This window comes from Humidesulfovibrio idahonensis (assembly GCF_054657715.1).
This window is the reverse complement of the sequence record NZ_BAAHYE010000002.1, coordinates 500627-518106: the sequence shown is the minus strand read 5'-3', so window position 1 is coordinate 518106 and position 17480 is coordinate 500627. Positions and strand designations below refer to the sequence as shown.

General features: G+C 63.9%; 18 protein-coding genes. 12 read left to right on the top strand and 6 right to left on the bottom strand.

What is annotated here, in order from left to right; all coding sequences use genetic code 11:
- The first annotated feature begins 100 nt into the window (after positions 1-100).
- The 10 genes from ACYQ4W_RS02720 (at position 101) to ACYQ4W_RS02675 (ending at position 12125) form a co-directional block, all read left to right on the top strand.
- The gene (locus ACYQ4W_RS02720) at positions 101-1060 is read left to right on the top strand and encodes a glycosyltransferase family 2 protein (RefSeq protein ID WP_459852506.1); all 960 of its coding nucleotides are present in this window, start codon (positions 101-103) and stop codon (positions 1058-1060) included.
- Positions 1057-2151 carry a glycosyltransferase gene (locus ACYQ4W_RS02715; protein ID WP_459852504.1) on the top strand — a complete coding sequence of 365 codons (1095 nt, stop codon included), beginning with the start codon at positions 1057-1059 and terminating at the stop codon, positions 2149-2151. The genes ACYQ4W_RS02720 and ACYQ4W_RS02715 overlap by 4 nt, the downstream gene beginning before the upstream one ends.
- A gap of 27 nt (positions 2152-2178) precedes the next feature.
- Complete coding sequence (locus ACYQ4W_RS02710) at positions 2179-5907, top strand: glycosyltransferase (RefSeq protein ID WP_459852501.1); 3729 nt, start codon at positions 2179-2181, stop codon at positions 5905-5907.
- A 175-nt stretch (positions 5908-6082) separates the two neighbouring features.
- Positions 6083-6853, top strand: coding sequence for an ABC transporter permease (locus ACYQ4W_RS02705; RefSeq protein WP_459852499.1), 771 nt, complete (start codon positions 6083-6085; stop codon positions 6851-6853).
- Between the two features lie 6 nt (positions 6854-6859).
- Positions 6860-7597 carry an ABC transporter ATP-binding protein gene (locus tag ACYQ4W_RS02700; RefSeq protein WP_459852496.1) on the top strand — a complete coding sequence of 246 codons (738 nt, stop codon included), beginning with the start codon at positions 6860-6862 and terminating at the stop codon, positions 7595-7597.
- A gap of 76 nt (positions 7598-7673) precedes the next feature.
- Positions 7674-8228, top strand: coding sequence for a DUF7024 domain-containing protein (locus ACYQ4W_RS02695; protein WP_459852493.1), 555 nt, complete (start codon positions 7674-7676; stop codon positions 8226-8228).
- A gap of 115 nt (positions 8229-8343) precedes the next feature.
- A complete protein-coding gene (gene cysC, locus ACYQ4W_RS02690; protein ID WP_459852491.1) occupies positions 8344-8874 on the top strand; it encodes an adenylyl-sulfate kinase in 531 nt (176 codons plus the stop codon).
- Between the two features lie 943 nt (positions 8875-9817).
- Entirely contained in the window at positions 9818-10687 is an 870-nt protein-coding gene (locus ACYQ4W_RS02685; RefSeq protein ID WP_459852489.1) for a hypothetical protein, read from the top strand.
- 318 nt (positions 10688-11005) lie between these two features.
- Positions 11006-11176: a hypothetical protein gene (locus ACYQ4W_RS02680; protein WP_459852487.1), complete on the top strand. Its 171-nt coding sequence runs from the start codon at positions 11006-11008 to the stop codon at positions 11174-11176.
- Positions 11177-11732: 556 nt separating this feature from the next.
- Positions 11733-12125 (top strand): hypothetical protein, encoded by a 393-nt coding sequence (locus ACYQ4W_RS02675; RefSeq protein WP_459852485.1) that lies wholly within the window; start codon positions 11733-11735, stop codon positions 12123-12125.
- On the opposite strand, the gene ACYQ4W_RS02670 is transcribed toward ACYQ4W_RS02675, so the two are convergent.
- The 6 genes from ACYQ4W_RS02670 to ACYQ4W_RS02645 form a co-directional block, all read right to left on the bottom strand.
- The gene (locus ACYQ4W_RS02670; protein ID WP_459852483.1) at positions 12122-12442 is read right to left on the bottom strand and encodes a DUF3861 family protein; all 321 of its coding nucleotides are present in this window, start codon (positions 12440-12442) and stop codon (positions 12122-12124) included. The genes ACYQ4W_RS02675 and ACYQ4W_RS02670 overlap by 4 nt on opposite strands.
- A gap of 17 nt (positions 12443-12459) precedes the next feature.
- Positions 12460-13047 carry a MarR family transcriptional regulator gene (locus ACYQ4W_RS02665; RefSeq protein WP_459852481.1) on the bottom strand — a complete coding sequence of 196 codons (588 nt, stop codon included), beginning with the start codon at positions 13045-13047 and terminating at the stop codon, positions 12460-12462.
- Between the two features lie 9 nt (positions 13048-13056).
- Complete coding sequence (locus tag ACYQ4W_RS02660) at positions 13057-13290, bottom strand: hypothetical protein (protein WP_459852479.1); 234 nt, start codon at positions 13288-13290, stop codon at positions 13057-13059.
- Positions 13291-13455: 165 nt separating this feature from the next.
- A complete protein-coding gene (gene purU / locus ACYQ4W_RS02655) occupies positions 13456-14385 on the bottom strand; it encodes a formyltetrahydrofolate deformylase (protein ID WP_459852477.1) in 930 nt (309 codons plus the stop codon).
- Between the two features lie 4 nt (positions 14386-14389).
- Positions 14390-14620, bottom strand: a complete 231-nt coding sequence (locus ACYQ4W_RS02650) for a hypothetical protein (protein ID WP_459852475.1) — start codon at positions 14618-14620, stop codon at positions 14390-14392.
- 26 nt (positions 14621-14646) lie between these two features.
- Positions 14647-15831 carry a hypothetical protein gene (locus tag ACYQ4W_RS02645; protein ID WP_459852473.1) on the bottom strand — a complete coding sequence of 395 codons (1185 nt, stop codon included), beginning with the start codon at positions 15829-15831 and terminating at the stop codon, positions 14647-14649.
- A 190-nt stretch (positions 15832-16021) separates the two neighbouring features.
- Between ACYQ4W_RS02645 and purN the strand changes: the two genes are divergently transcribed.
- Both purN and amrA read left to right on the top strand, forming a co-directional pair.
- A complete protein-coding gene (purN, locus tag ACYQ4W_RS02640; protein WP_459852470.1) occupies positions 16022-16720 on the top strand; it encodes a phosphoribosylglycinamide formyltransferase in 699 nt (232 codons plus the stop codon).
- Positions 16721-16860: 140 nt separating this feature from the next.
- Positions 16861-17415, top strand: coding sequence for an AmmeMemoRadiSam system protein A (gene amrA / locus ACYQ4W_RS02635; RefSeq protein ID WP_459852468.1), 555 nt, complete (start codon positions 16861-16863; stop codon positions 17413-17415).
- Positions 17416-17480 lie beyond the last annotated feature (65 nt).

The following is a 17480-nucleotide window of genomic DNA, read 5'->3' as shown; positions in this document are numbered from 1 at the left end:
TAAGCGTTGGAGGCGACCTGCTTCTCTGGCCTGGCCCCTGCACGTTGCAGCACGAGATCATGTGATAGATATAATGCGCCGCAAGAACCAAAAGGGGGGAATGTCCCTGCACGATCTCGCCTGCATCATCGTCCACCATGGGGACATCGCGGTGACGCAGGACTGTGTGGCGTCCTTGCTTGCTGGCTGCGCTCCCCCACAGATCATCGTCATCTGCAACGCTGCGGACTCCGTCGCCGAGTCCCTTGAGCAGCTGCTTCTGCAAGGCGGAGCGCCCTGCCGGATCGTGTCGCCCGGAGACAAGGAACCCGGCCAGGCCGCAGTTCGGATCATTCCCGCCGGGGCGAACCTCGGGTTTGCCAGGGGCTGCAACCTCGGCATCGCCCTAGCGCTCCGCTCCTCCGGTGTGCGCTGGCTGTGGCTGTTGAACAACGACACATGGGTCAATGCCGACGCTCCGGCGCTGTTGCGCGAGTGCCTGGAGCATAACGCGCGCGCCATAGTCGGCACAGCGGTCGTCCGCGACGACGAACCCGCCCGGCTGGAGCTGACCCTCGGCTGCCGCTTCTCTCCGGCGACCTCCATCCTGCGCCCGCAGGGGCCTGGCGCATTACTGGATGAGGCCATCTTGAGACCGGCGCCGGGCGTGGACTACGTGTACGGGGCAAGCCTGGCCTTCCCGGCGGAGATGGCGCGGGAGGTGGGCCTGCTCAATGAGGCGTTCTTTCTCTACTACGAGGAGTTTGATCTCTGCGTCCGGGCCAGAGCCGCGGGCTATGCGTTCCGCTGGTGCCCGGCGGCCGTCGTCCGCCACGGCACGGGCCGGTCGGCGGGGGCGACGCGTGAAGGCCGCGCCATGCGTCATCATCACGAAACCCTGTCCACTTTTCTTTTCCTGCTCTGGCACCATCGCTGGGCCTTATGGACGGCGGTGCCGTTCCGGACCGTGGCCAAGCTTGTTCTGCTTCCTCTGCGCGGTGAAGTCTGGTTGTTGCCGAGCTATTTCTCCGGCTTAGTGATGTTCCTTCGGCGCGCCCTCACGCACGGGGACACGGAATGACGATCATCCTCCACGACTACATTGACGCCACGGACGGCGGGAGCAGACTGTGCCTGGAACTGGGGAGGGGACTTGGCGCGCCGCTTCTGTGCGGTTTTGTCCGCAAAGGGCACCCCTACCTCGAAGCGGGGTACCCGCCCGGCCTGCGCACACTGCTGCCCACGCTCCCCATCCCACTGCTGCGCCAGTATCTGCTGGCCCAGGCCTTTGCGGGGCGCGGGGCCGTCCTCGTGGCCGACCACAGGACGGCGATTTTCAGCGGCACCTATGCTCCTCTTGCCGTGTTGCAGCAGCCCAAGCAGGACGGCAACGTACTCTACTGCCACACGCCCCCGCGCTTTTTGTACGACGACGCCGAGATGTTCCTGCGCGGCGTCGCCGCACCCCTGCGCGGCCCCTTGCGGTATTTCTGCGACTGGCTGCGCCCCCGCTACGAGGCAGCCGTGGCGCAAATGGATGTCGTTGTCGCCAATTCGCAGACCGTGCGAGAGAGGATTGCGCGTTTGCTGCGCCGCGAGGCCGTGGTGGTGTCGCCGCCATGCGCCACCTCGACCTTCCAGTGGCGGCCAGCGGCGGGCTATTACCTCTCGCACGTGCGCCTGGACCGCCTCAAACGGGTGGACCGTGTCATCTCGGCGTTCCTGGCCATGCCGGACCGGAGCCTCGTGATCACCTCCAACGGGCCGGAAACGAGGCCCCTGTTGCGCTTGGCTCGGGGAGCCCCGAACATACGCTTCGTCGGCCCCCTTTCCGAAACGCGCTACAGGGAGGCGCTTGCCGGGTGCATCGCCACCATCAACGTGGCCTGGGCGGAAGATTTCGGCATGTCCGCGGTGGAGTCAATGGCTTCGGGCAAGCCGGTCATCGCCGCGCGCGGCGGCGGTCTTGCGGAAACCGTCGTGCATGGATGGACCGGCACCCTCCTCTCGCCGGATCCCGATCCGGACGAGGTTCGCGATGCCGTCCTCGCGCTGGGGCCGACCCGCGCGGCGGCCATGCGCGAAGAGTGCCAGCGCCGGGCGCGGTGCTACGATACCGCGCATTTTCTGACGGCGATGCGTTCCGTTATTGCCTCCGCAGGCCGCGACTGACATGATGTGTTCGAGAAGGGATGAGAAATGAAGGCATTCTGCATCGGCATGCACAGGTCCGGCACTTCGCTGCTGGCGCGGCTCATCAATCTGATGGGCGTGTCACTTGGCGCGCAAGACGCCCTGTTGCTCCCCAAGCCGGACAACCCCAAGGGTTTCTGGGAAAACCAGGAGGCCATGGAGCTCAATGACGCCCTGCTCTCCCTTGCTGGCGCAGCCTGGAATCGTCCGGAGCGCTTCCGACTGGACAGACTGCCCGCCGAGGGACTCACTCCTCTCCGGCAGCGGGCCGAACGGCTTCTGGATAATTTCAATAGCGAACCGGATTGGCTCCTGAAGGACCCCCGCCTTTGCCTGACGCTGCCCGTCTGGCTTCAGCTCGCGCCCCGGCCTGTGATTGTCCATGCCGTGCGCCATCCGCTTCGCGTGGCGCTCTCCCTGCACCGGCGCGACCGGCTTCCCCTGCACCATGGCCTTGCCCTCTGGGAGCACTACACAGCCGCCGCCCTGCGCAACTCTCAGGGCCTGCCATGCCTGTTTGTTGAATTCCAGGCCCTGGCCCAGAGCTATCCGAGCGAGATGGCGCGCATCCTTGGATATTTACGCAGCCACGGTGCGGCTGTCTCTGCGCCGGACGAAGCCGCAGTCTCAGCTTTTCTTGACTACGCCCCGCACAGAATCGCGCCTCCGCTGAGGAGTTCCCTCCTCAGCCCGGAGCAAGAGCAGCTTTGGCGCGATCTCACCGCCGCCGCCAGCGGCGGGCCGAATCCGGAACCCCGCCTTGTCTCCGCCGCCGCACAGGACATCCTGCGGGCAGGCTCACGCACGCTCCTCGCTGCCGCCCGGCTCCGCGATTTCGCAGGCCATGTTCCACCCGAGGAGGCCGAGGCCAGGCTGGAGATGCTGCAACAGGAACATACCACGGCGCTTGGAGAACAGGCCGCCACCCTTGGCAAGGAGCATGCGGAGGCGCTGGCGCTCCAGGCGGAGACTTTTCGGCAGGAACGGGACAAGGCGCTGGAATTTCAGGCCGATGCCCTGGCCAAAGAACACGCGCGGAACATTGAATCCAGGGAATACGCCCTGCGCACGACATTTCAGGCGAACTTCGCCGAGCAGGCGCGGGAACACGAGAGGTGCATGCACATTCTCGAGCAGAACATCGCACGGCAAGGAACAGCCTTCAGGGCTCTTCAAAGTCAGGCAATCGCCGCCGGGGAGCTGGCGCAAACGTTCGAGGCTGAGGTTAAGCGGAATGAGGGCGAGCTGGCGAGAGCGCTGGCCGGGCAGGATGCGCTACGAGGCATGCAGCGCGAGGCGGAAGAAGAGGCCCGCGAGGCGCAGGCGCGGAACGAACGGGACATTTGGGCGCTGCAAAACTGGCTGGAGCAAAGCGGCGAGGCCGCGCAGGCCCTTTCTCGCTCTTGGAGCTGGCGCCTGGGCAATCTGCCGGCGCGGCTCGGCGGTGCGCTGCTGGGCCGGTCAGTTGATTCCGCCCTCACCCATCTCTCCAATATCAATCGGGACTTTTTGGACTGGCGGCACCAGCACAATCCGGCCAATAGCTGGCATGCGGCCCCCTGCCAGCCAACCGGGCTTCCGGACCTGCTGCGCGGGGCTCTCGCCGCTCCTGGACTTGCTCTGCGACTGCTTTCCCTGGAGCGAGTGATCAACTTTTGGCGGACCCTGCGCTGCCATGACAAAGACCAGCGCGCCAGGATATTTCGGCACTATATCGAGCTGTTCAGCGGAGCCTCACGGAGCACAGCGGCCACCCTTCCCACGCCGGTCGGCATGCAGCCGGTGCCGCACGTCGAACACCCCGAGGTTTCGATCATCATCCCCGCCTACAACCAATGGGCATTCACCCGTTCCTGCATCCGCTCCATCCTATATAGCGGAACCCTGGTACCCTACGAAATTCTGCTGGCCGACGACGCCTCGACGGACGAGACGCGGCGGGCGGCAGAGCTGTTTCCCGGTCTCGTCGTGGTGCGAGGCGAGGAGAACCTGGGATTTCTGCGCAACGGCAACAGGTGCGCACGCAGAGCCCGCGCTCCCTTTCTGCTGTTCCTGAACAACGACACCGAGGTCCAAGGCGACTGGCTGGGGCCGCTCCACCAGCTTATGACTCAAGACCGGAGCATCGCCATCTGCGGTTCGAAGCTGGTTTACCCGGATGGCACCCTGCAAGAGGCCGGCGGCATCATCTGGAGCGACGGCTCCGGGTGGAACTACGGCCGCCACGGCGACCCGGAGGCCCCACAATACAACTATGTCAAGGATGCCGACTACATCTCCGGCGCAAGCATTCTTGTTCGGCGCGACTTCTGGGAGCGCGTTGGCGGCTTTGACGAGCGTTATGCCCCGGCCTACTTCGAGGACACCGACCTGGCGTTCAAGGCCAGAGAGCAAGACCTGCGCGTCGTTTACCACCCGCAATCCGTGGTGGTGCACCACGAGGGCAAGTCGCACGGCACGGATACGGCGGCAGGTGTCAAGCAGCATCAAGTGCGCAACAGAGAAACCTTCGTGCGCAGGTGGACCGACAAACTGGCAGCGGAGCACTTTCCGAACGGAGATAACGTGTTTCTGGCCCGCGACCGTTCACGCGGGAAACGAACCGTACTCGTCATTGACCACTATGTTCCGCACTTCGACCAGGACGCTGGTTCCAAAGCGACGTTCCAGTACATGCGCCTGCTGCTCAAGGCGGGTTATGCCGTGAAGTTCCTCGGCGATAATTTTTTCCGCCACGAGCCCTACACCTCGGTCCTGCAGCGGATAGGCGTGGAAGTTCTGTATGGCGACGAGATGGCCCGGAACTGGCGAACTTGGCTTGCCGAGAACGGCCATCACCTCGACGCTGTGCTGCTCAACCGCCCGCACATAACGGAAAAGTTCCTCGACGCCTGTCGGCAAAACACCTCTGCCCGCTTGCTTTACTGCGGCCACGATCTGCACCACCTGCGCAAGCAGCGCGAGTATGAGCTGAGCGGGCTGCGGCAGGATCTTGAGGAGGCCTTGCGTTGGGAACAATTGGAAAGCCGAATCTTCCACGCGGTCGATGTTGTGCTCACGTTTAGCAGCATGGAGCTGGACCTCCTCCGCAGGCGGTATCCGGAGGTGGCCAGCGCGCACATCCCGCTTTACGCTTATGAGGAGCTCCCTCACATTTCCGGCGGATACGACACACGGAGCGACCTGTTCTTCGTCGGCGGGTTCGGGCATCCGCCGAATTTGGACGGCGTTTCATGGTTTCTGGATGAGGTCTTTCCTCTGGTTCTGGAGCGGTGTCCGGGGGCTGTGTTCTGGTGCGCTGGTTCGAAAATGCCGGAGGCCCTGCTCCGGCGAAAATCTTCCAACGTACGCATTCTGGGCCGTCTTACCGAGGAGGAACTGTCCCGGCAGTTGGGGGTGCGGCGCGTCAATGTGGTGCCCTTGCGCTACGGCGCCGGAGTGAAGGGCAAGGTTGTGGAGGCCTTGGCCAGCGGCATGCTGCTGGCGGCCACGGGAATTGCGCTGGAAGGGTTGCCGGGAATCGCCGCTTGCTGCCCGGCCTGTGACAGCGCGGAAGCCCTCGCCGCAGAAATTTGCCGCCTCCTGTGGCTGGAGCCCAGCGAATGCGAGGTTCTCGCCATTCGAGGGCGGGAGTATGCATGGGGGAATTTTTCGGAGCGGGCCGCAGCGGAGGCTCTTCTGCCGGTTATCGGCTGCGGGGAGCCTTTGGCGCGCTTTCTAGACAGGCTCGAGTAGTCTTGGCTTTGTGTGCTGCGTTCTCTGGAACTGCGGGGCAGTGGGTTGTGATCCCTTTGCGTACCCGGTATATGTCCGCTCCGGCGGGACGAATAAAAACACTTGCTTCTCGGCGGATGCGGCGCTCCGGGGCACAGCCAAACTCACCGCAGACGAACGACAGGGACCACACGAAATGCGCTTAGCCTCCCTCCTCGATTTACTCTTTTATCAAGCCCGGGCTAACCTGCGCGCCGAGATATCGCGGCTGTACCTCAACTTCGTGTGGTGGGTTCTAGAACCCTGCATCACGATGGCTATCTATTACGTCGTTTTTGGTATCTTCATGAACCATACGACAAAGCACTTCAGCTTGTTTCTTCTCATCGGCACAACGCAGTGGCAATGGTTCTCCGCAACGCTAAGCCACTCGACCCCGAGCATTCAGGCAGCGAGCGAGCTCATGCAGCATGTGGACATCCCCAAGATTGTCTTTCCGCTGGAGATAGTCATTCGCGATTGCTACAAGCACGTCTTCGTCCTGCTCCTGATGGGGCTGCTGCTCGCGGTGTATCCGATTCCGCTGTCCACATCATGGCTGGCCCTGCCGCTCATAACCTTGGTGCAGGGCCTGTGCGTCATGGCTGCAGCAATAACCCTGGCCGCTTGCTGTCCATTCTTGCCAGATCTTCCGTATATCGTCTCGGCAGTGTTGAACGTCATGGTCTTCATCTCCGGTGTCTTCTTCGATGTGGACAGTTTTGTGCTGCCGCAGCACCGGTACATCCTGTATCTTAACCCCATGGCTGGCCTCATCCGCGAATATCGGAGAGTCATCCTTGACGGCCAGTGGCCGGATTGGACGTACTTGGCGACCGTCGCCCTTGGCGCGGGGGCGTGCTTGCTTGCGTCGGTGCAGGCCATCAAGCGTTTCGACCGTGTATACCCCCGCATCTGCCAGCAGTAGGACGCCATGCCCACCCCCCCCCTCGTTGAACTGACAGGTGTTGGCTGCACCTATTACATTCGCAGCAGCCGCCTGCGCATGCGCCGTTTTGAGGCGCTGCGCGGGATTGATCTCTCTATCCGCAACGGCGAGACGCTAGGGCTCATCGGACAGAATGGTGCCGGCAAGTCGACGTTGATGCGCATCCTCAGCCGGATTTTGACGCCCAACACGGGTCGCATCAGCTTCCGCCCCGGCCTGACCACCGCGCTACTGACCCTGCGCCTGGGGTTCTGCCCGGATCTCACGGGACGGGAGAACGCCATCCTCGGCGCCCTCTACATGGGCTACACGCGTAAGGAGGCGGAGGCACGCATGGACAGAATCCTCGCCTTTGCCGAACTAGGGGACTGGATCAGCGAGCCCATCCGCAGCTACTCCACGGGCATGCTTTCACGTCTGGGCTTTGCCGTGGCCATTGAGATGGAGCCGGACATCCTGCTGGTCGATGAGACGCTCGGCGTCGGCGATGCATATTTTCGTGAGAAGTCATCCGCCGCGTTGCGCAAGAAGATGTGCGGCGGCCAAACCACCGTGCTGGTCTCGCACGAGCCTGAAACCATCAGGCGGCTTTGCACCCGTGTCGTCTGGCTTGACGGTGGAATGGTCCGGGCGATCGGGGACATTGAAACGGTTCTTGCGCACTACCACGATAGTGTGCTCAAGGAGCGCGGAACAAGTCCGCCCGCCTGCGCAGGGAATTGACCGCGCGGACGCTCCCGCCACCTGGGCCGGAGACCACGTTGTTGCCGTTTTCGGGCATTGCCCGTAAGGAGGCTTTATGCATCGCGTTTTAGGTCTTTTGCTCGCAGCCAGCTTGCTGCTTGTCTTGCCTGCCTGCTCCCGCGACGACGCGCAGCAGAAAACGAGTTCGACTGGCGGGAGGGGCGCGACGGGTGCCTCCGAGCCTAGTTATGCCGCCACGCCCTCGGAAGGAATCAACTTCGCGAGCGAGGGCATGCCTGGGTTCCTCGCCTCCGTCACGGGCCTTTCGGCAAAAGAGCCTTGGGGGCGCTGGTCGGATGCTACCCTTGCGCCTACAGTGACCTTTACGTTCAAGGAGCCGTTGCCGCAGAAGTTCACCGTCGTGCTCTCTGCTTTGTGCACCAAGGAGAATGAGAACATCCCGGTCAAGGTCTATGCCGGGAGTGTGGAGAAGAGCGTGAAGCTGACGTACGCCGCCAGCGTGCACGAGGTTTCTTTCGCCCTTCAAGAGCCGACGACGACCCTGGTCTTTATCCCCGCCAAAACCTCATCACCAAAGGCATTGGGCGAAGGGGAGGATGTGCGGCATCTGGGCATCGGCTTCGTCAAGCTGAGCATCGAACCCCGATAGGGCCCGCGGATAGTCCCGAAGTGAGAAACACGACGGGGCAGTGAAAGATACGGGCCAAGGCCACATTGTAGAATACACCCAAACGTACATGCGAAACCACGATAGGGGTGCTCCAATGCCTGACGGCGAATCCGGAATCTATTGGCTCACAGGGCTTTCCAGCTCCGGCAAGACCACACTGGCACGGGCGGCGGGCGTTTTGCTCGCTACGCACGGCGTGAAGTATGTCATTCTGGATGGAGATCTCATGCGTGAAGGGCTGTGCGCCGACCTCGGCTTCAGCCCGGAGGACCGCAACGAAAACATCCGCCGCGCAGGTGAGGTTGCCCGGCTCATGTCACGGCAGGGTTTGGTCTGCCTGTGCGCCTTCATCACACCTTTCCGGGCCATGCGCGACCAACTCCAAGCGAGGCTGGGGGGGGCGTTCCATGAAATTTACGTGCAGTGCCCCCTTGAAATCTGCATGGCCCGCGATCCCAAGGGATTCTACCGCAGGGCAAATAGTGGAGAGGTGCAAGGCTACACAGGAGTCGGCGCCCCGTATGAGCCGCCGCTGAACCCGGAACTTCGTGTAGAAACCTCTGTCCTTACCATTGCTGAAGCCACCCAGCGGATTCTGGAGCACATTCTGCGCACTGAATCGTGACGGCGCATAAAATTCTACTGAACCAAGCCCATTGCCAAGTAGTGATTTCTGGTCAATACCGGGGCCGTAATTTTGCTTGCGCCAAACAATGCTCGCGAGTTCGAAAGTGTTGTGCTTGACACGGCCACCGAGGATGACCTGCATGCCCCTTGCTGTAGAGATAGTGAACGGCGAAAGTTCAATGCTCAAGAACCGGCTGCACCTTGGTTTCAAATATTCAATAGGGCGCGATAAACGTCGACACTTCCCGCACCTCTGTCCCCCGAACCCGAGCGAAACGCCGCTCCCCCTCGCCGTCGCACATACTGGTTCCACGACCGCGCACAGAAGCGCGCACTCTTCCCCTCTGCTCTAACGGGCGAAGCCACCGCTGTGTCCGGTTTTGTTGACGGCCACGCGTTGTCAACAAAACCGGACAGGATTTCATTCCCGCCAATTTCACAGCCTCCTTTCAAAAACCCATTCTCCGGCACTTGCATTTTTTTCAGCCCAGGGCGCAGACTACTCTGTGCCTTTGTTTTGTTTTTGGGCTTCGGAGCCTTGGGCTACGAGGACGCCGCCCGCTCGACGGAGTGGCTGAAATCGCCCACCAACAGTTTGCCGGGGTGACCAGGAAGTCGCCTCAAGGCCCAGAATCGCTCGCATACCGCGAGAGAACCACGGACGGTCCAGTCCGAACAACGCTGCAAGAGGAGACGCAGCGCAAATTGGATCGGCGGAGTTGCTACCGCTGGCGCAAGGACAATTCCTGGCGCACATGCCGACAAGCTCGGCGCGTGAGCCTGCTCGCAGAAAGAGCACACTACTCAACGAGAACGGCAGCGAAACGGAGCGGAACGGAAGGGCGGAGGACATGGGGACGAATAGATGGCCAAAGAATTTGCACGGGCAAGCGGAGGCGCTCCTCGGCGGCATCCGTGCGATTGGAAGGAAGAAGGGCACCGTGGACAAGCGCTTCATCCGAGGCACAGGCACTTGGGCCGTATACAGAAAGGACATCCATCGTTTCGTGGAGTTCCTGCAGCGCGCGGCCCTTCACGACCTTCGCCAGGCGCGGCGTGTCTCCGGCTTTGTCCGCATGTACATCACAGGTCGTGGCCAGACGCTGCGCGACGCTGGCGGCTCCTTCCAGACCCTTGAGCGCGAAATCTCGGCGCTCACGAAGCTCTCCCATGCGCTCGACGTCTACGCCGAACGCCACGGAGGGGAGTCCGCCGAGGGCATGCGCACAGTCCTGGCGGAAGGAAAAGCCCACTGGCGCGCCGAGCTTTCCGCGCGTTCCGACGGCTACACGACTCGCGCGTATCCCGACCCGGAGGGGCTCTACGCCGCCATTCCCGATCCTACTTTGCGCCTGCAGGCTCGCCTCATGGGTGAAACCGGCTGCCGCGCGGAAGGCGTCGGCGCTCCGGCACGCGGCAGCAACCCGTTCACAGCCACCAACCTGCTCGGCATGGGAACGGACCCTGTCTCCGGTGCGGCCGCCGGGCGTATTGTGGTCACGGAGAAAGGCGGCAAGCGGACCGAGCATTTCCTGACGCCGGAGACGTACCTCGAACTCGAAGCGCACATTGCGGAGCACGGCCAGCTCGCTTCACCGTACCGCACCTTCCTGCGGGCAGTGGAAGCAGCGGCGCGGGCAACGGGACAGTATGCGCCTGGCTGGGGAACGCACGGGCTCAAGCACAGTTTCGCCCAGGCGCGCATGCACGAAGCCATCGAAGAAGGCATGTCCCACGAAGAGGCGAAGCAGGCCGTGGCAAACGAGATCGCGCACAACCGCATGGACAGCGTGGACACGTACTTGAGGTAGGCCGTGCCGAAGCTCGCGACGCATCCTTCCGGCTTGAGCACAGCGAATGAGCGCGCCCGCGCTCTCCGTTGGCTCGTTGGCCTCGCCGAAGCTGACCGCGAACGCATCCTTGCCGACGCCTTCGCCGCGTGCGCCACGGCCTCGCCACCCACTCCGTAAGTCGCCCTGCTCATTGCCATCCGCCGCTTCGGCTTCGACACGGTCCGCCGACGTGGTTTTCGGGTCGCCGGGCCAGAGCAGTTTGCAGATTTTCAGCGCGTGCGCGAGTCCCGCGCCAGGAACTTGAGGGAGGAGCGACCGTCGCCCAAGCGGGACAAAATGCTTCAGCGCTGGGCGCTTGTACGTGAGCTCCACGGCCAGGGCCTGGGATTCCGGCTTGTCGCGCGCTACTTTTCGAAGCAGCTGCGCATCCAGGTTTCGCCGTCATACCTGCGCAAGCTGTGGGGCGAGTTGGAGCCCGGCGGCGAAAACCGCCAGCCGCAACCGTAACGTGCCCGGTCGCCAGCGATGCTGTCTGCCGCCATTCTTGTTCTTCTGCTCGCGTTTTTCGGCCTGCTGCTACTCTTCGTCGCCGCCGTCACTCCGCAGCGCGTGCCGACGGTTCATTTCCCGGCGGCTCACCCTCTTGAATGCGCCTTTGCCGACCATGCGCCCCATCACACGGCGAAATATCCCCGCTCCATTGCGCATTCTCCGCGCAAGCGCTGGCGCAGAACGCCAGGCATGCATTCGGGTTTGCCGCCGCCAACCCTCTGGGCAGGCTGAACAAGCCTCTCCGCATGTTCCAATGTCTGACGCGCCCCGGCGTCGTCGTAAGCATGGGAACGCAAGCTCCTGCTCGTTTGCTGTGGTTTGGAGTGACGGAGAGGTTTACGCTTCATCGCCTTGCGGCAACACGCTGAAATCGCATGAAATGAAATCGAGACGGCTCAAAATTGCCCGAAATGCCAGGCTTCGAGAGCCTCGAATATCAGGTCCTCTGGGTCGACTTCGGAGCGAAGTTCTGGGAGATCATGATCCCTTTCACCTCAACAGGAGATGCACCATGGTCAACCCGTCGCCGACCCGAAGGATTCTGCTCACCCTCTCCCACGGCGTGGTCGTTCCCGCCCTGTCCCGCCACACCGGCGCGCCTTGCCGCGCGGTGCAAACCCGCTGGCTCGTCGTCGAGATGAACAAAACACTGCGACTTATGGGCTGCCTCGACCGGAAGGGGCGAGTGTTCCGGACCTCCGTGCGCGACAGCGTGCCGCTGCAGGCCCTCATCCGCGCCCTGTGGGACAAGGCGCCCTTCCGGCGCGACTTCCTCGTGGTCATCGACCTGGCGCAGGTGGCGCGCACCACGCAGAACGTCAAGGCCAAGCTCACCGAACTGCTTTTGAAGTTCGGCGCGCTGCAAGCTCCGCCGCCATCTGTTCCGAGCGCGCCCGCCCCCTAGCCGCGCTTCAACCTTTGCATAAAGACCCCGAGCTGGGGCCGCAGCTCCTCGAACAAAACATTGTCGCGGTTGGCCAACACCACACCGCCCAGCAGCTTGAGGCCCAGCACAAGCGCTGGCGCTCCGCCCTCGGCCAGCCCGAGCTGCTGCGCCCTGCCCAAGAGGCGGAACCAGTCCTCGTGTCCCGCAGCCTGGAAGCACAGTGTCGTTCCGCCGTTCTCATTCCATTCGCCCATTGGCGAATCATCCGGCGTGCCATTCTGCATGCCCGGCACGCAGGCCTGCTCCACAGTAATCTGATATGCGTAGGTGTTCATGCTCCAGTCTCCTGTGCTCATTCTTGACCGCGGCGACCGCCGCCTCGCCTTCCCGGTCCACTTCCGGCGGTACCGCAGCGCCCGCCGGGACCGCCATGTCCAAGACCCCGCCCCCGACCGTGGCAGTGCCCGCCGTGCGCGTGATCCTCGTCCGCCCGGCAGAGCGGATCGATCTCCAGCGGAGCGGCCAGCTTGAGCAGCAGCGCGCGCAGCTCGATGCGCTCCGCCTCGTTCAGCCCGGCGAACAGGGCCTCGGAGGCCTCGCGGCGGGCGTCGTCCGCGCTTGCGTCAACGGCCCCGGCTCCGGGCATGGCCTCGATGATGAAGCTGCGGCGATCCTGTTCGTTGCGGCGGCGGCGCACGCGCCCGGCGCGCTCCAGCTTGGCGAGCACCTCGCTGAGAGATGAGGCGCGCACGTCGAGGATCTCCAGCATCTCTCCCTGGCCCATGGGGCCGCGTTGGGCCAGCAGTTCCAAAACATGGGCCTGGGCGTGGCCGGAGTGATCTCGCCGGTGGAAGGCCCGGGCCATGAGCCGTGTGACGCGGTGGAACAGGTCGGCCAGATCCTCGGCGTTCACGGGCGTCGGGAATGTCTGCGTCTGCATGCCCCCCTCCTAGCGTGCCGCGCGCGCGGCAAAGGCGCAGCCCTTGGGGCAGCCCGGCGCGTCGAGAGGGCAATGGTTGCGGCACAGGGGGCAGACGTTTTCGGTAGGTGCGGCCCATGCGCTTGCCAGTTCCACGCGCGGGTCGGTGGCTGCGCCGCAGAAGCGTTGGTCCTTGCCGAGGCCGAGGCCGCGTCGGCTGCCCTGCCCGTGGTGCATTCCGCTCTGGCGATGGTGTCCAAACATGTGTTGCTCCTTGGCTTGGTTAGTTAGGTGCCTTATAGACACAAGGAGACAATAATCCTCCGGGCGCGCCTGTCAAGATAAAAAGGTACCTAACTATCAAATTTGCGGCAACCCCTTGCGCAGACAGGGCAATCCGCAGGAATGATTGGCTGGACCCGCCTGGGCCTAAGCGAACACGATGGTCTTGTTGCCGTCCACCAGCACGCGGTCCTCCAGGTGCCAGCGCACCGCGCGGGAGAGCACCTGCCGCTCGATGTCGCGGCCGAGGATCTTGAGTTCCTCCAGCCGGTGCCGGTGCGACACGCGGATGACGTCCTGCTCGATGATGGGGCCTTTGTCGAGCTTGCCGGTGACGTAGTGCGCCGTGGCGCCGATGAGCTTGACCCCGCGCTCCGCGGCACGGCGGTAGGGGTCCGCGCCCTCGAAGGCGGGCAGGAAGGAATGGTGGATGTTGATGATGCGCTGGGGAAAGCGCTTCACGAAGGCGGGAGAGAGGATGCGCATGTAGCGCGCCAGCACCACGAGATCCACTGGGCCGCCGGGCGCGTTGTCCAGCAGTTCGAGCATGCGCTCCTCGGGCAGGGAGAGCCCCTTGCCGCGCGGGGCGTCGTGGGCCTCGGGCACGTGCACGTGGTGGAAGGCCACGCCGAAGGACTCCACGGCGGCCCGCAAATCCTGATGGTTGCTGATGACGAGCGGGATCTCGGCGGGCATTTCGCCCCGGCCCACGCGCCACAAAAGGTCCATCAGGGCATGGTCCAGGCGGGAGACGAGAATGGCCATGCGTTTTTTGCGCCGCGCGGGCACAAGCCGCCAGGTCATCTTGTACTGGCTGGCCACCTCGGCCTCGAAGTCGCGCAGCAGCTCGTCCAGGCAGTTCTCCAGGCCGGAGAGGTAGAACTCCTGGCGCATGAAGAAGCGGCCGCCCTCGGGGTCGGTGGAGTGCTGGTCGGAATGGGTGATGTTCACCCCGTGCTTGTGCAGAAAGCCGCTCACCGCGGCCACGATGCCCGAGCGGTCCGGGCAGGTGGCGAGCAGGCGCGCGGTTCCGGCCTGGCCGAAAACGCCAGGCTTGGCGACGCAGGAAACAGGCATGGGGCTAATAGTCCTCAATGGGTTTGGAGTCCGCCTCGGCGGCCGCGCCCATGGCGGCGGCGGCGGCGATGGGGCCGGCCGCGCCGCAGTAGCCGGCCTCGTCCGCGCCGGTCTTGGCCAAGTCGGCCCAGCGCCACAGCATGCACATGGAGCCCAGGCAGAACTTCAGCTTGTCGTCCTTGGTCTTGAGCAGCGGACAGTACTTGAACTTGGCGTCGGATTCGCTCAGCAGCATGGCGGTCTCCTTGGGGTTCGTGCGGGCTAGCCGGCCTTGTGCCGGGTCAACACGGCGGGCGAGGGAGCGGGGAAGTCCACCAGCGGGTGCTTGCCCAGGCGGCTCTTCAGGTACTCCACCAGAATGGCGCCCACGCGCTCCTCGTGGGTGAGGATGTTGGCGTACTTGCCGTTCTCCACAACCTTCTGGAACTCGCTCTTCTTCATGGCCGGGGAGGTCTTGGCGATGTTCTCTATGGCCACGGCGTAGGCCGCGATCTTGCGGCTCAGCTCGGCCTCGCTCATGGTGGAAAGCTCGCGCACGCGCGCGGCCAGCTCGTCCGGGTCGGGCAGGCGGTCGGACTCGACGATGCGCTTGAAGGCGTTGGCGTAGCGGGTCACGCCGTCGTTGATGTGGTCCTTCTGCACCATGTTCATGCCGGCCCAGCCGGCGCGCAGCCACTTGAACAACATAAAGGTGGTCTGGTGCCCGTTGTCCTCAACAAACACCTGCACCGAGGCGGAGTCGTAGAGGTAGGTGTCGGCCCAGCCGATGAGTCCCTTGTTCAGGCCGTTGATGCCGGAGTAGAAGTAGTTCCACTCGCCCTCATCCAGAATGACGGCCTTCTTGCCCACGGTGGACTTGTCCTTCTGCTTGGAGATGGAGATGAGCACGTTCTTGCCGTTGTGCTTGGTCATGATGAGCAGGCGGTTCAGGTCATAGCGGTAGTAGCCGCCGCCGAAGGAGTCCGGCGCGTTGACCTCGTACTCCTGGCCCCACAGGGCCTCGGGCTTGTCGGACTTGCCCAGGTTCAGCCAGGGCTTGGAGTCCTTGGTCAATATGTCGCTGCCCTGGTACCAGCCGGAGAGGCGCAGCACGCTGGGAAACAGCAGGTAGTTCGGAATGGAGGGGTTGTAGCAGTAGCGCATGAGCCGGGCCAGGCCGGTCTTCATGGTCACGCGCAGCACGGTGCCGTTGGCGTCCAGCCTGCGGGCGGGCACAAGCTCCCGGCCGTCGCCCTTGGACATGGTGACATAGTCGAGCAGCGCGTCGTAGTCTTGCGGATTGATGGCGGTGCCGCGCCGTTGCGAAAGGGCCAGCAGGGCGGTCAGGTTCTGCTCCACGGGCTGTGGCACGGAAACGGCCAAGGCCAGGCCGGGCAAAAGCAAAGCCAAACAGAAGCCGGCAAGGCAAGCGGCCGCGCGGCGGCGAGAAAAAACACGCAGAGCCATCGGGAAACCTCATGTGCGGTTGTGCGGCGGAACAATATGTTCCACCGCCTGGAACCAAATATGATATGCAGGAACGTTCCGTTTGACAAGCTGCGCCCCCCGGTTCCCTTCCGGCCGGAAAAGAGATAGAAGCGGCCATGCCGGGCCGATATGACGGCGCACGGACAGTCAACGCAACGCGGAGTGCCCCATGCCCATGCCCCTTGCCGTGCTCGTTTCTGGCGGCGGTTCCAACCTCCAGTCCATTCTGGACAAAATCGACGCAGGCCTTGTCGACGCCGAAGTGCGCGTGGTGCTTTCCAACAAGGCCGACGCCTACGGCCTCACGCGCGCGCGCAACAAGAACATTCCGGCCATAGCCCTGCCGCACACGGCCTTCGCCACGCGCCAGGCCTTCGACGCCGAAATGGTCCGCCTGATCCATGAGCACGGCGTGGACGCACAGACCGGCGCCATCGCCCTGGCCGGGTTCATGCGCATGCTCACCCCGGAATTTCTGCGCGCCTTTCCGCACCGCGTGGTGAACATCCACCCGGCGCTTTTGCCCAGCTTTCCCGGCACCCACGGCGCGGCCGACGCCGCCAGCTACGGCGTGCGCCTGGCCGGCTGCTCCGTGCATTTCGTGGACGAGATCATGGACCACGGCCCGGTCATCATCCAGGCCGCGGTGCCCGCCCTGCCCGGCGAGGGGGGAGAGGCCCTGGCCGCGCGCATCTTGAAGCTGGAGCACTGCATCTACCCCCAGGCCATAGCCTGGCTGGCCAAGGGACGGCTCAAGGTGCAGGACCGCCACGTGCTGGTGGACGCCGCCGCCCCGGCGTTTTGCGGCTGCGCAGCCCTGCCCTTTTTGGCGAGCCCCGGCCTGGAGCCGGGTTTCCAGCCCGCCTAGGCCGAAGGGCAGGCCCCGCTCAAGCGACGGGCGCGCCGACGGACCGCCCCATCAGCCGATCCCGGCGCTGCGCTCCGTCGCCGCGCCACATTCATATGGCCAGATCGGCCTGACAGGACAGACCCGGAAAGGAGTTCGTCATGGCGCATTTCCAACTTTCCCCCACCGAAGCGGACAAGGCCTACCTCAAGGGCCTTGTGCCCCTCTCCATCGCCAGCGGCCTGGCCGGAAAGGACGACGCGACGCCCCCGCCGCCGCCCTCCGAACTGACCCGGCGCGACCTGGGCGCCTTCGTCACCCTGAAACGCAACGGCCAGCTGCGCGGCTGCATCGGCAACATCGTCGGCCAGGGCCCGCTCTATATGACCGTGTGGAACATGGCCCAGGCGGCGGCCTTTCAGGACCCGCGCTTTTCCCCGCTCACCAGGGGCGAGATGGCGGACCTGGAGATCGAAATCTCCATTCTGGGGCCCATAGAACCCTGCCCGGACCCGGAGCTGGTCGAGGTGGGCCGCCACGGGCTCATCATGCGCCAGGGCGCGCGCAAGGGCCTGCTGCTGCCCCAGGTGCCCGTCGAGTGGGGCTGGGACCGCCAGCAGTTCTTGGCGCAAACCTGCCGCAAGGCTGGACTTCCCTCCACCGCCTGGCGCGATCCGGCTACGCAGATATACTGGTTCGAAGCAGTATTTTTCTGATGCACCATAAGCTGTTGCGATAATCAGCCCTCCCTGTTGATTTTATTTCCTCCAGGGTTTATCTT

Bases quoted from the DNA above. Each gene is read 5' to 3' on its own strand.
- ACYQ4W_RS02720 (WP_459852506.1), top strand. From the start codon at position 101: ATGTCCCTGCACGATCTCGCCTGCATCATCGTCCACCATGGGGACATC.
- ACYQ4W_RS02700 (WP_459852496.1), top strand. From the start codon at position 6,860: ATGCCCACCCCCCCCCTCGTTGAACTGACAGGTGTTGGCTGCACCTAT.
- ACYQ4W_RS02675 (WP_459852485.1), top strand. From the start codon at position 11,733: ATGGTCAACCCGTCGCCGACCCGAAGGATTCTGCTCACCCTCTCCCAC.
- ACYQ4W_RS02665 (WP_459852481.1), bottom strand. From the start codon at position 13,047: ATGCAGACGCAGACATTCCCGACGCCCGTGAACGCCGAGGATCTGGCC.
- ACYQ4W_RS02660 (WP_459852479.1), bottom strand. From the start codon at position 13,290: ATGTTTGGACACCATCGCCAGAGCGGAATGCACCACGGGCAGGGCAGC.
- purN (WP_459852470.1), top strand. From the start codon at position 16,022: ATGCCCATGCCCCTTGCCGTGCTCGTTTCTGGCGGCGGTTCCAACCTC.
- ACYQ4W_RS02695 (WP_459852493.1), top strand. From the start codon at position 7,674: ATGCATCGCGTTTTAGGTCTTTTGCTCGCAGCCAGCTTGCTGCTTGTC.
- ACYQ4W_RS02645 (WP_459852473.1), bottom strand. From the start codon at position 15,831: ATGGCTCTGCGTGTTTTTTCTCGCCGCCGCGCGGCCGCTTGCCTTGCC.
- ACYQ4W_RS02710 (WP_459852501.1), top strand. From the start codon at position 2,179: ATGAAGGCATTCTGCATCGGCATGCACAGGTCCGGCACTTCGCTGCTG.
- purU (WP_459852477.1), bottom strand. From the start codon at position 14,385: ATGCCTGTTTCCTGCGTCGCCAAGCCTGGCGTTTTCGGCCAGGCCGGA.
- ACYQ4W_RS02680 (WP_459852487.1), top strand. From the start codon at position 11,006: ATGCTTCAGCGCTGGGCGCTTGTACGTGAGCTCCACGGCCAGGGCCTG.
- ACYQ4W_RS02705 (WP_459852499.1), top strand. From the start codon at position 6,083: ATGCGCTTAGCCTCCCTCCTCGATTTACTCTTTTATCAAGCCCGGGCT.
- ACYQ4W_RS02670 (WP_459852483.1), bottom strand. From the start codon at position 12,442: ATGAACACCTACGCATATCAGATTACTGTGGAGCAGGCCTGCGTGCCG.
- amrA (WP_459852468.1), top strand. From the start codon at position 16,861: ATGGCGCATTTCCAACTTTCCCCCACCGAAGCGGACAAGGCCTACCTC.
- cysC (WP_459852491.1), top strand. From the start codon at position 8,344: ATGCCTGACGGCGAATCCGGAATCTATTGGCTCACAGGGCTTTCCAGC.
- ACYQ4W_RS02650 (WP_459852475.1), bottom strand. From the start codon at position 14,620: ATGCTGCTGAGCGAATCCGACGCCAAGTTCAAGTACTGTCCGCTGCTC.
- ACYQ4W_RS02715 (WP_459852504.1), top strand. From the start codon at position 1,057: ATGACGATCATCCTCCACGACTACATTGACGCCACGGACGGCGGGAGC.